Below are 13,199 nucleotides of genomic sequence, written 5' to 3' on the forward strand. Positions count from 1 at the left end.
GCGATAAGGAAGTTTTATCGCGAACCGAAAATGTCCGCTTTGGGTTGAAGCGGACATTTCCATATCGATCCAGGCACCTCACCGCAATGAGTCGGCTTACTTGGCAGTCGGCCTGATGTTTATTGAATACACGATAGAAGTGATTTTCCACGCATCCTTGGTATCGACGAGCGTCCAAAATGTGTGCCCATAACCCTGGGGAATCTCATAGTCATATTCGAGGCTGGCCACGGTGCCATCGGTATGAATCCTTAAGTTGGACATTTTCTCCGCCGTCGCTTTGGCTGACGTATCGGCAACGGACTGATCTTTCGCATTGGATGGGTATAGCTTTGGTGCTTTCCCATTGCTCGCCACCGTCATCCGGGCGAACGAGGGAAGCCCTACCGATCCGATCACAGGAACGTTTTCGTCGTAGTAGAAATCCAATAGAGCAGACGTGTCTTTTTTCGCCATGGCTAAATTATAAGAAGCTGCCAATTTCCTCAGCTGTGCGATGGCATCTGGAGGTCCCACATCGTGTGTTTGGGCATTAACCCCTTTCGCTGATTCGGCAGGCTGATGCACATCGGGCTGACTGGTTTGCTGCGCTTGCACACTTGTTGCGGCTAACACGAGAGTGAAGAGTGCGACGAGCTTCATGCGATCCCCTTTATCGTTACTCAGCCCCAAGCCGAGGCCGAATCAGATTCAGTGACCGACTGAGCGATCGCAAGTTCCGCTTGTACATGTCCGCCTGGGGTCGAAAGCGGGCACGGAAGTTGTCGTCAAAAGGGCAGCACCAAGTAAAAGGCCGATGCTGCCTGATGCCAAGTCACTATCTGAATCGGCCGAAATCACTGTCGAAAGCGGACATAACTCGATGCTTCTGCAAGATGGCGAACCTTATCTCGTTCGCGCTCATTCTTCCGGAGAGGGATGGCTGCTAGCAACCGAGCAGGTGAATACACATCGCGGCCGGCCAGTCTTCGTCTTACAGTCGATGGTCATTCGGAAGTGCTCAAACACACCGTGAAAATGCTTCGTCTATCCGTTCAAGGCGCGAAGCACTCGTGAGTTGCCCGTAAGCCGTTTGTTTTAGGAACCGTCGAACCGTTCCATAGGCAGGCTTGCCTGCACGTTCTTGCAGTGGGCGGTCGTTTTGCTGCAGCGAGCGGTGTGTGTCGGTCCGCACCGCACACCTACACTTGTCTTCGCGACATCACGCAAGTTCGATGCCTGAATCTGAAGCGGGACATTATGCGCGTCACATCTACGAAGAGTCGGACGTTCTCTGTCGTAATCGCCGCTGCTGTCATCTTTCAGGCGACCGCGGTCAACGCGCAACACGCCGCCGACAATCCCATCTCCGCCGCCGATGACGCCTATGGATTGACGCTCGGATTGGAGTCGGTGGGCCTGTATAGCCCGGGGCTGGTGCGCGGATTCAATCCGCAAGCAGCCGGCAATGTGCGGATCGACGGTCTTTACTTCGATCAACAAGGTGCGTTGTCCAATCGTGTCATCGAGGACTCGACCATCAAGGTAGGTGTGAGCGAAATCGGTTATGCCTTTCCGGCACCTACCGGCATCGTGGATTACGACCTCCGCCACGCCGGCGGCGACGTGCCTAGTGCAACGATCATTGCAAATGTCGGTCCCGATGAAAGCCGCGGCGTCAGTATCGACGGCAGCTTACCCGTGATCGGTAGCGAACTCGTTCTGCCGATCGGAGTAAGTACGCAAGTCAGCACGCAGACGCCGTCTTACGGTCCCTATCCCGGATACACGTCGAACGTCACGAGCATAGGCGCGACGCCCCGATGGTCGCCGAACGACAAGATCACTGTGCGCGCGATTGTCGACTGGCAGCAAACCAGTAACGCAAAAACATTTCCGCTGTACTTCACGGCTGGCGATTTCCTGCCGCCGTCCATTTCTAAAGGCTATCTTGGCCAGAACTGGGCGGAAGGCCGCAATGTGACGATGAATCTAGGCGGCATCGTGTCTGCGCAGTTGACCAAGATATGGTTGCTAAAGGCCGGTGTTTTTCGCTCGACAAACGACTATCCCGTCAGCTTTGCAGATCAGTACACGAACATCCAACCGAACGGCCAGTCCGAGCATCTGGTCGTGGGATATCCGGATCAGGACACGTCTTCCAACTCCGGTGAGGTACGCCTGACGGGCGCCTTCCTAGGAGGTGACTGGGGCCAGCAACTCATCTTCATGGCTCGCGGCCGGGACACCAACGCACGTTACGGCGGCGAGGATGTTGTCGACGAGGGGCCGGCCGTCATCGGTACGCTCGTTGAGTTACCGGAGCCGGACTTCATCTATTCGGCGCCCACGAATGATCACACCCAACTGTGGAGCGTGGGCTCGGCGTATCACCTTGATTGGCGAAAACGCGCCGAATTCGAAATAGGTATTCAGGACGAAAATTATCGCGAGACCGTCGTCGCTCCGGGGATACCCGACTCCGGTATGTCGGCGCACCTTCCTCGCGCTTATAGCAACGCAGCCTTTGCGCTCGCTCCTCAATGGACGCTTTATGCCGGCTACACCCAGGGGCTCGAAAATTCCGGAGCCGCGCCCAATTCCGCCAAGAACAGCGGCGCTGTTCTTCCGGCATCCAAAACTTGGCAAATCGATTCGGGCATACGTTATGTCGTGACGCCCAAGTTCAAGATTATTGCGGGCGTCTTCGAGCTACAGAAGCCCTACTTCAATCTGGATACGGACAACATCGATCGGGAGCTCGGCGTGCAGCGAGCCAAAGGTGTCGAGCTCTCTATTGCGGGTGAGCTGGCCAAGTACCTGCACGTCAATATCGGTGTGCTCGATGGCAAGGTCAGCATTGTTGGGTCGAACCTGGCCGCCGAGAAGGTCGGCTTCGTCGCCGTCGGCCAACCGCTGCTGACGTATGTGGCCAACATCAACTATGACCTTCCGTGGTTGCCAGCCGCATCGATGGATGTATCAGCCACACATTTTGGTACTGCGCCAGCAAGCATCGACAACGGTGTTTATTCGCCTGCGGTCACGCTGGTAAATCTCGGGGGGCGGTATCAGTTCACTGCCTTCGGCAAGAAAAGCAGCCTTCGCCTACAAATCCAGAACCTTTTGGCGACCAAGAAATGGACGACCCAATACACGCCCGGTTTTTTTCAATGGCCGCCACCGCGGACTGTCTTTGCCTACATCACCACCGATCTTCTGTGACGTCGGTCTGTCTGTTTAGTGCCCACCCTGCACAGGACCAACCCTGTGCATTTTCTCCCCCACTCATAGCTAGGAGTTACCCATGAAAAACGTAAATTCCGTAGTGTTTGCCATGTGTCTGGCGCTCGGTGCCGGCAGCGCTTTTGCCCAAGACAGTGGGATGGCGAAGGATTCGATGAGCCATGACGACATGACCCAAACCAGCAAGGATCACGATGGCATGAAGAAGGACGCTATGGGACACGACGCGATGAAGAAAGACACGATGTCCAAGGGCAGTATGGCGAAAGATGCCATGTCCAAGAACTCCCAGAGCAGCGATGCGATGAAGGACAACATGAGTCACGACACCACGGGAAATAACAGCTCGCAGCATTAAAAGTCGTTGGTGTCCTCTGCCCATGTCATCCCAGCTGGCATGGGCAGCTTTTTTGCTTTTGCCGAAAGTCGAAGTCGCTTGGCGACGGTACAGCTGCGGTATCAGCGGCTGTTTGACAGCTCTGCCAGACGGTCCTGAATGTGCTTACGATAGCGGCGGCTCAAACGGAGGCGATCCGTGGAATTCAGCACGACCTCGTATTCGCCACCCTCCTGCAGTTCCAGCCCCCTAACCCGGTTGAGGTTGACGATGATCGAGCGATGGATACGCGCGAACATTCGTGCGTCCAGATCTTGTTCCAGCTCTTGCAACGTGCGGCGCAGGATATGTGTGGCCGCGCCCACATGGATGCAGGCGTAGTAACTCGCCGCTTCGATCCAATCGATGTCTGCGACGTTAATGAACAAGGTCTGGCCTCGGCTCTTGACCGCGATCCTGCTGATCGAACGGTGTTGCGTTGGCGCATAACGCGCGAGCTTTTCCTTCGCGCGCGCGAGGGCGCGATGGAAGCGAGCATCGTCGAAGGGCTTCAAGAGGTAGTCCAACGCGCCCGCCTCGAAGGCGCGCAGCGCATACACGTCGTAGGCCGTCACGAAGATGACAGTCTCGGGCATGTCCGCACCAAGCAACTCGAGCACATCGAAGCCATCGCATTCGGGCATTTGGACATCCAGGAACACGAGGTCTGGCCTGGACCGTCTGACCTCGTTGATCGCCTCCAGTCCTGACCCGCATTCGATCACCGATGCGATATCAGGATCGTTACGCAACAGGAGTGTGAGATTGCGCCGCGCCAAGGCCTCGTCATCGACAACCAGGACGTGGATCGACTGGGAATTTTCCTCAGACGATGCCATTTACGTCTCCAGGAACGGCAAGGTCACAACAACCTCCACGCCGCCCGTGTCGACTGGCCTCAACAGCAGCTCGGATCGGTCGCCGTGCAGAATTTGCAAACGGGTGCGCAGATTGCCCAAGCCTACGCCATCGGACGTCGTTTCCAGATCCTCCCGGACCCAAGGGCCGTCGTTGTAGACCGTCAGACGAAGCGTGTCATCGTAGCGCGCACCTGCGACACGGATCTCACCGCCGGCGACGCGCTTGGAGACGCCGTGTTTGATAGCGTTCTCGACCAGCGGCTGCAGCAGGAGATTCGGGACCTGTGCATCTCCGAGTTCGACGGGGATGTCCAGACTCACGCGAAGGCGGTCCCCGAACCGGACCTTCTGGATATCGATATAGCGCTGCAGGTATTCAACTTCCTCCGTCAGAGTCACCTGTGCCCGGTGGGAGTCTTCCGACGCGCGACGCAGAAACTCGCTCAAGCCCACGATCATTCCGATCGCTGCATCGTTGCGTTGGTCTCGTACAAGGCCAACGATTGAATTGAGCGTGTTGAACATGAAGTGTGGATCCATCTGGCTTCGCAGTGCGGCAAGTTGGGCGCGAGACAGCTCGCCGTTGAGCCGTGCGGTCTCGCTCATCTGCCACTGCACCTTTTCGCGCGATTCCACGACATAGGTGACAGTCAGGATCAGCGCATAAGCGATCACGAATGTCACGATCTGGTCAGTGAGCAACGAGTACCACGTGTCGACGAAGTCGGGTGGCGGGTTGTGGTGCCACGGATTGGAGATGACCCGAAGCATGGCCGACCACGCCTCAGCGACCATGCTGACGATGGCGAAGGCCATCAGATGCGCGATTCCCGCCTTCAGAACCGCCCCGCGAACGATCGGCCGCCTTCGTGCCAGTTCGACGATGAGTGGTGTCGCCAACATCCAAGGCAGCCAGGACACGAACACGATAACGAATGGAGAAAGCCACGATCCTCGCGCGCCCATGGCGCGCATGGTGAAGATGGTCTGACTCGCATCGAACAGCGCGCCCGCACACCAGATGGCGGCGATCCAAGTCCAGCGGGTCGAGCGTGTATTCGGGCGAGCGTCGGTCATGACCATCACGCTACACCAAAGTCATCGCGAAAATCCCGGGCTGCAGCAAACGGCCTGTTCGGTGCAGCGAGTGGTCTGGCGAGATGGATAGCGCTTTGGCCAGACTAGGCGACGAATGTAGCGACATTCATCGTAGCCATATCTGCAAATGACACGGTTGACACGAGCACTCATGCATTCGCATTTCCAGGAGTCATCACACTGTATGAAAACGAATTCAGCGGTCGCCCTCTTATTCCTTGGCACTGCAACGCTGTTGCATGCCCAGACATTATCTCCCCCGGCTTATATGACCAATGCAGTTGCCGATACTGCGCGTCCAGCCACTGCTCAGGATATGGCGAGGAAACACAGCCAAAGCGCCAGCGGTCATGCCATGGTGCCGAAGGAACTGATTGGCGCTTGGACGCTTGTCCGCTGCGACAACGTTTACCCCGATGGTCACCGTGTGGAGCTATACGGTCCTAATCCGGAGGGCATGTGGCTTATCGATGCCCAGGGCGATTACATGATGCAGATTGTGCGGGCGAAGCGGATGCCATTTGCGGTGAACGACAAATCCAAGGGAACGCCAGACGAGTACCGCGCCGCCTCCATGGATAGCAATGCTCACTATGGTTACATCGGTGCCAATGCGAGTGCCATACACACTCAGATCGTGCATGCATCGTTTCCGAATTGGGATGGCAAGAACGGAGACTCCGGTTACACGATCAACGGCGACGAGTTGACCTACCGCGTGGCTAAGCCGTCGAGCGGTGCGGCCGAAGGCGCCCATGGCGAAGTCGTATGGCGGCGCGTTCACTCCTAACAACATGCATCGAAGTTACATGCATAAATGCGGCCCATTTCCTGGAGTCATCACACTGTATGAAAACGAATTCAGCGATCGTCCTCCTATTCCTCGGCAGTGCAACCCTGTTGCATGCCCAAACACTATCTCCGCCGGCCTATGTAACCGATGCAGTCGCCGATGCCGCGCGTCCGGCCGCCGATAGGCAAGTCGACAACAATCGCAAGCCGGCTGCGCTGGTCACATTCGCCGGCATCAAACCGGGCGACAACGTCGCTGACGTGATGCCGGGTGGCGGCTACTTCACTCGCATCTTCAGCAAGGTGGTCGGTGCAAAAGGTCATGTCTACGCCGTCATCCCGGAGAGCCTGGCCACCAAGGCGCCGCCGGAAAAGTTCAAGCCGATCCATGCGCTGGTTGCCGATCCCGCCTACAGCGGTAACACCAGTATTGAGATTCGGCCCTATGACCGACTCGATGTCGGCGCGCCGTTGGATGTCGTTTGGACATCCCAGAATTACCACGACGTCTATGGCGCCGTGCCTGTTTTCAGCGTTAGCGGAAGCACTGGCCCCGAGCAGGCAGCCAAACTCGATGCTGCCGCGTTCAAAGCGTTAAAGCCAGGTGGTGTTTTTATCGTGGTCGATCATGCGGCTGCACCCGGCTCCGGCGGCAGGGATGCATCCACGCTGCATCGCATCGATCCGGCGACGGTCATCGCTCAAGCGAAGGCAGCAGGTTTCGAACTGGAGGGAACCAGCGACGTGCTGAGCAACCCGCAGGATGGACACGACAAATTGGTGTTCGCTCCGGAAATCAAAGGTCACACGGACAAGTTCGTATTGAAGTTCCGCAAGCCCACAGTTGGATCGAAAACCGAGCCGTGATCGAGCCAGGGTGTGTACCGCGTCGACCGATAACTGTGCGCCTTAGTGTTTACTCCCCAGCTAGGTGCGGTGACTCAGATCGCAAGTACATATCCCGTGCCATGTACTGCATCCAGCGGAAGCGGTTCGCCTAGCGTCGTGAGTACTTTTCGTCGGAGACGATGAATGAGTGAATCGAGTCGATGTGGATCAAAAGCGTTCACATCGTCCGTCAATGCGGCAATCAGGTCTTCGCGCAGGAAAACTTCATTCGGTTGTCGCATCAATGTTTCAAGGAGACGCCGTTCGGCCTTGCTCAATTGAACTCTGCCATTGGCCGGCGACAACAGAAACCATGCATCCGGGCTCAAACGCCATTTTCCGCCATCATCGTGCGAGGAGGGTTTCAATCGTCGCGCTACGCTGTAGAGCGTCGCCACCAGCACGTCTATCTCTACGGGCTTGGAGAGATAGGCATCTGCGCCTTCGGTAAGTCCACGCACCAGGTCCGCACTCGCCGAGCGCCCCGTCAGCATCACAATGCCGATGCCGGGGCGCTCCAGTCGTAGCTTCCTAGCCACCTCAAAGCCATTGCTGTCGGGAAGCCCAACGTCAAGCAGCACGATATCTGGCGATCGTTGTCCCAGTGCCTCCTGCATTTCCGCTTCGCGTCCGGCTGCTATGACGTCGAAGCCGAATTGCCGAAGTTTGGGGACGAGTATTCTGTCGCGGAGCAGTGCGTCGTCCTCCAGAAGGAGCACGCACAGCGGCCTCGAGTTATCGGTTGAATCGGGCGGGCAGGGCGGAGATGTCACGACACGTTTCCACAAATCATGCGCCGATATAAAAGTAATAGGAGCGTCGCCGAAACACCACGCGAGCGATGCCTAACGTAACCTTTCGCGCCGGCATACGCAGAAGTATGCCGACGGATGCGGTCCTTTTCGCCGGAACTGGGACACGGTCGACGCTAGCCTCGTCGAAACCCTTAGCGCTTCATCGGGCAAGCAAACTGCCGTATTGCGTAACGGGAAGCTTAATGCGAATGGCGGAGCCTTTGCCCAGTTCGCTTTCAACCTCGGTGCCTCCACCCAAGTGACGGACAAGGCCATCGACGACGCTAAGTCCCAGACCCGTGCCATTACCCGCGGCCTTCGTCGTAAAGAACGGCTCGAAAATTCTCTTTTTGACGACTTCCGACATCCCCACGCCCGTGTCTTCGACCGATAACACGGCATACCCGTGGCGTCGCTCGATGGATACCTTGCAGATACCGCCATTTGGCATCGCATCGCGCGCGTTGGAAACCAGGTTGATGGTCGCAAGCTCGAATTGACTGCGATCGAAGAGAACGTAAATTTCAGCGTCGGGCACATGCCACTGCAGTTCCACCGTCGACGGGAGAACTTTCCGAATAAGCGGCACGATGCCGAGCAGGGCGGCAACCATGTCGAAGATCTCCGGCTCTGTCGCATCCTGGCGGCTGAATGTCAGCAGCTTGCGACACACCGATGTACCGCGGCGCGCAGCGGTCTCAATACCTTCCATCGCCTCGGCGACCGCCGCCACATCGGTGTCGACGGCATCGTCATCGACGACCAGTCTATCTCGTTCGGTAGAGAAGCCAATGATGATGCCGAAGATGTTGTTCATGTCGTGCGCGATGCCGCTGGCAATTTTTCCCATGGCGTCCATCTTTTGCGAATGCAGAAGCTGCTCTTGCGCGCGCTCGCGCGCGGCGATCTCCTGGCTTAGTTGCTGCCGCTGCTCATTGACTTCGTCGAAGCTTTGTCTCAAAGCATTGATGCTTCGATCGAAGATGACGGTGATGATCAGAAAGCTTATCAATGCACGCATCGGCAGCAGGTTGTAGGCGTCCATCACCACTGGCGGCAAATTGAACGAATTGGAAACCTTTATCGGCGCTACGCTAAGAATCAGGGTAATGGCCTCGCCCGCGTACACGAGCCATAAGGCCTTTCTACCGAGCATCATCCCGGCAAGCGCCAGGATCATGATGAAGGTCAAATTTCCATCGGTCGCCTGATAACCGAATGCGGTGTACGCAATGGCGCCCGAGCACAAAACCGAGGCGAGGTAGATCGATACGGCAAGTTTGAATTTACCGATGCGTATCAGGTAAATCCCGAACCACGCCGACAACGTCATGGCTACGTCGGTGCCGAAATCGATGGCGATCGCGGCCGGTGCGCCGGAACGCGCTTTTGCGTAAAAGTGCTCTTCCAGATAAGCCCAGTGAAACGACACCAAGTAGATCTTGTTGAGCGGTATGCGAAAACCCTCGAACAGCAGCAGCCATTGCATGAAGATGGCGCTGCGACGGTCGACAGGGTCCTCTATCGGGATGCGTTCAACCCACGACTTGATTCGTCCCCACATGCTCACCCTCATCTGCTCGCTTGTCCGTGGACTGCCGCGCGCACGAACATCCTTACCTCAGGCGCGGCACAAACGCTTCATCCGGGTTGAAGTGGCCATCGCTCAAGTATGCCGCCAAAAAGAACGCCATACGACGTCGTGATGCGCAATGTGAAAAAAGGGCGGACAGTTTCCTGTCCGCCCAATGCTAAGCGGTCCTTCGCATCAGTGCGTAGTTCCCAACGCCACCTGCGCACTTGTACTGGGTGCTGTAGGAAGCTGCGTCACGCCTTGTAGACGATTTTTCTGCACGGTGTAACCAGCCGGTATGACGTATGCGGTGCCATTGCCGTCGGCCACGCGCTGTGTGACGAAATCGCCACCGGTGCCTTGCCAGACATAGGCATCGCCCTTCGCATTGGTCCATAGCAGATCGGCCAAGCCATCGCCGTTGAAGTCCTCGATGCTCGCCAAGCTGTAACCCGACGGTACGCTGTGCGACTTTTTACTGACGACCGTGGTGCCATTCATCACCCACCACTGCATCTGGCCGGTCGAAGCGTTGGACCAGATCAGATCGGTCTCGCCGCTGCCTGCGATTTCGCCGGCGCCTTCCAGCGTCCAGCCCGCGGTGAACTTGCCGCCATCGGTCTTGGTGAAATTGCCCTGGCCATCGTTGATCCAGTAGTCGATCTCATTCTTCGGACCCGTCCACACGATGTCGATGTAACCATCGCCATTGAGATCGGCCAGACGCGGCGTATAACCGGCCATTCCGTCGAAGCTGTTGCCGATCGCTCGTTCGCAATCCATCTGGTTGAATTGACCGAACAGGATTGAGCCGGTGCAACTCATGCTCCAGTAACTGAGTTGGCCCGTCGATGTGTTGAACCAGATCTCTTTCGATAGACCTGTTTGATCCACGATGCCGGCACCCAGCAGCGTCCAGCCGGCCGGATACGGAAAGCGGAAGTTGATCCAGCCGTAGCTATAGACCCCGAGGTTGGTCGTGTTGGTGGTCGGATTGTCGCTCTCCATCACTTCCTGACCGCTCACCTGGCCCGTGAAGAGATCGAACGGCACAGAATGAACCTGATCACCCGGCTGAAAGCCATCGAGCACGCCTTCCGGTGTCGTGATCGGAACGGTGGACATGGTCTCCAGCGTGGTGCCGCCATTCATATGAATCATGATGGTGTCGCCGGTGGTGTTACCGATCAACAGCAACGTGCTATGGCCGTCCAATTGCGCGTTCAAACCGTAGCCGGGATTGCCGCCGTTGCTTAGCTCGCCGGTACCGAAGACATCCCACGTGCGCGGAATGTTCTTGCGTGCTTCCTGTGTCGTGATTGCGTTGACGAGATTGTTGACGTTGACAGAGCCAAGACCCGTTGCATAGTCGTAACCTGTGCCTGCCTTCCATGCCGTCACCATCGACGCCTGACCACCGTTGCTCACGATACCGAAGCTATCGTCTTTCTTGGTGTAGCAGTCGCCTGTTCCAGCGAAACACGGTACGTCGATGTCGCCCGTTGCAACGTCATGGAAAATGCACTGGGCGCTGGTAGCGGTTGCGCTGCAGCCCGAATTGGGCGATGCCACTGTGCCGTACTGCACGCGCGCAAGACCATAGAGCGTCGGACCGATGTTGCCGTGATTAGCGCCCGTGGCCTGGTTGATTAGCGCCTGCACGCCAGCCATCGCTGGAGCCGCGAACGACGTACCGCCGGCACTGTTGTAGACCGCATCCGTCGGATTGAGATAATTGCAAGGCGTACCACCTTCGGAAGCGTCGGACATGCAATAGATCAATGCATGGCCATACACGCCGTTGGCAGCGAACAGCGCAACGTCAGGGATGGCGCGCGTATTCGTCTGTGGCATGCCTGCGATACCCGTTTGCCACAATGGCTGCTGCCAGTAATAACTCGGACCACCGCCTCCGGCAGCCGTATTCAGGAATTCAGAACCCTCGCCATCGCTATTGCACGCGGCCAGCGGGCTCGAATATCCGATCAGCTTGGAAAGTACCTTGCTCGCACACGAGCTATTCCACGTCTGCTCGGGGATGTAGCCGATGGCACTCTGGCCCAGATAACCATTGCCCGGCAGCCAGTACTTACTCGCATCGGTGATGTCGTTGAAATCCGTACCACCCACCGAGACGTCGAACCACGAGCTGCCAAGACCATTAATCGCAATGCCGAAGCTCGCCGCGCTTTCGTCCTGATCGCACGCTGCCGAACCTGCATCGCCCGAAGAAACGAAGACTGTAACGCCTTCGGCAGCAGCCTGCGCCCAGAGCGATGCGGCTTCGTCGAGATCGCCAACGGCCGCACTCATGAGTTCGCATTCGCCGTAGCTAAGGCTCATGACCGCGGGCGGGCTGCTTTGTTGAAGCAGATTGTCCGCTGCGATAAAGGCGCCAAAATCCGCGCCGGTATCGGCGCAGGAAGCGAGTGTGACGTTCGCATCCGGAGCGGCAGCGCCTGCCCATTCGGCATCCAGCGCAGCTTCGCCTTCATCGCCAGTGGTACCGGGGTCGGCACAGCTGGTGTCGCCGGTAAAAGCCAGCGGATGCACTTGCGCGAACACACCGGCTGCATCGGTCGGCATGAACGTCTGCCGGAACGTCGACACATCCGCATCGAGCACGTCCGTGTGTTCCAGTACCGCGACGGTTTGTCCTGCACCGCGAATCGGCGTGTTCTGGCTCCAAAGCGGCGTCACGTTGTAAATCGTGTTGAAGTCCGCCGGTACGACGTCATAGAACACGTCGTTGTTGAACACGAAATTGAAGTCGGACTTGCCACCGGCAGAAACCCAATGCCCCTTGGTATCGCGCTTCACGGTCTGCACGTTCTCGACCAGCGGCTTCGGGAAGAAGTCGTTCAGCGAGGCAACACCGGCGACCACAGATGTCAGTGCGCTTGGCAGATGTTGTTCCGAAGCGTTGGCAAAATGCGTGCGACCCTCCGAGGTGTAGCGATGCATGGAGGTGCCGAACGCACGCTCCACTGCCGCAACCGAACCGGAAAAACGGATCCGCATGCGATCGGGCGACACACTCTTCACACCGAGTCCCCGTGAAGCGAGCCACTTCTTTACAGTCGTTACGTCGTCGGCATTGGGACCGAACTGCTCACCAATCTGCGTCGCGGTAAGCCACTTATGGAAATTTGGCGACGCCGGATCGCTGAGCGACATGACGTATGCGTTGAACAGACTCTGCTGCTGCGTGCTGCGCTTCAGCACCAGCGTCATCGATGAAATGACCTCGGTTTGTGCCATCGCGCCCGCATCTTTGCTTTTGCTGACTGGCAAAGGCACCGTGCCGCTAAGCGTGGATAACTGACTGTTGTCGATCTTCGATGCGTTAATAAGTGGCGTGCTGTTTGCGTCACTGCTGGCGCATGCTTGCTGCGCCGGCCCCCACGCAAGCAGTAACGCCAGACCTACAAGCCAAGGCCTACCTGATATGTTGCATGACATACTCACCCCCGCACTTGGTGCGTGATCAAGTTGAAGTTCTGTGCCTTCCCCTGATAGGCCCATTCCCCACGGACAATCACAACGAAAAGCATAGTCGCCCCAGTACTTGCGTACTTTCGAAGCTGGCTTTC

10 protein-coding genes are annotated in these 13,199 nt (G+C 57.3%); 4 read left to right on the plus strand and 6 right to left on the minus strand.

The window, feature by feature from the left end; genetic code table 11:
* Window positions 1-96: 96 nt before the first annotated feature.
* Window positions 97-642 (minus strand): hypothetical protein, encoded by a 546-nt coding sequence (locus tag VK725_RS16450; RefSeq protein ID WP_325319140.1) that lies wholly within the window; start codon window positions 640-642, stop codon window positions 97-99.
* A gap of 597 nt (window positions 643-1,239) precedes the next feature.
* Between VK725_RS16450 and VK725_RS16455 the strand changes: the two genes are divergently transcribed.
* Window positions 1,240-3,204: a TonB-dependent receptor domain-containing protein gene (locus VK725_RS16455; RefSeq protein ID WP_325319141.1), complete on the plus strand. Its 1,965-nt coding sequence runs from the start codon at window positions 1,240-1,242 to the stop codon at window positions 3,202-3,204.
* Between the two features lie 82 nt (window positions 3,205-3,286).
* On the plus strand, window positions 3,287-3,583 hold the full coding sequence (locus tag VK725_RS16460; RefSeq protein WP_325319142.1) for a pentapeptide MXKDX repeat protein: 297 nt from the start codon (window positions 3,287-3,289) through the stop codon (window positions 3,581-3,583).
* Between the two features lie 101 nt (window positions 3,584-3,684).
* Here the strand turns inward: VK725_RS16460 and VK725_RS16465 are convergent, their stop codons facing one another.
* Both VK725_RS16465 and VK725_RS16470 read right to left on the minus strand, forming a co-directional pair.
* Window positions 3,685-4,440 carry a LytR/AlgR family response regulator transcription factor gene (locus VK725_RS16465; protein ID WP_325319143.1) on the minus strand — a complete coding sequence of 252 codons (756 nt, stop codon included), beginning with the start codon at window positions 4,438-4,440 and terminating at the stop codon, window positions 3,685-3,687.
* Window positions 4,441-5,538 (minus strand): sensor histidine kinase, encoded by a 1,098-nt coding sequence (locus tag VK725_RS16470; RefSeq protein WP_325319144.1) that lies wholly within the window; start codon window positions 5,536-5,538, stop codon window positions 4,441-4,443. It abuts the gene before it with no gap.
* A 205-nt stretch (window positions 5,539-5,743) separates the two neighbouring features.
* On the opposite strand from VK725_RS16470, the gene VK725_RS16475 reads away from it, so the two are divergent.
* Entirely contained in the window at window positions 5,744-6,349 is a 606-nt protein-coding gene (locus tag VK725_RS16475) for a lipocalin-like domain-containing protein (RefSeq protein ID WP_325319145.1), read from the plus strand.
* 59 nt (window positions 6,350-6,408) lie between these two features.
* Entirely contained in the window at window positions 6,409-7,218 is an 810-nt protein-coding gene (locus VK725_RS16480; RefSeq protein WP_325319146.1) for a methyltransferase, read from the plus strand.
* A 74-nt stretch (window positions 7,219-7,292) separates the two neighbouring features.
* Here VK725_RS16480 and VK725_RS16485 read toward each other — a convergent pair whose 3' ends face one another.
* The 3 genes from VK725_RS16485 to VK725_RS16495 form a co-directional block, all read right to left on the minus strand.
* Window positions 7,293-7,958 (minus strand): response regulator transcription factor, encoded by a 666-nt coding sequence (locus VK725_RS16485; protein ID WP_325319147.1) that lies wholly within the window; start codon window positions 7,956-7,958, stop codon window positions 7,293-7,295.
* Window positions 7,959-8,193: 235 nt separating this feature from the next.
* A complete protein-coding gene (locus tag VK725_RS16490; protein ID WP_325319148.1) occupies window positions 8,194-9,597 on the minus strand; it encodes a sensor histidine kinase in 1,404 nt (467 codons plus the stop codon).
* Window positions 9,598-9,801: 204 nt separating this feature from the next.
* Entirely contained in the window at window positions 9,802-13,068 is a 3,267-nt protein-coding gene (locus VK725_RS16495; protein ID WP_325319149.1) for a protease pro-enzyme activation domain-containing protein, read from the minus strand.
* Window positions 13,069-13,199: the final 131 nt, after the last annotated feature.

Source organism: Dyella sp. (genome assembly GCF_035486915.1).
GTDB lineage: Bacteria > Pseudomonadota > Gammaproteobacteria > Xanthomonadales > Rhodanobacteraceae > Dyella_B.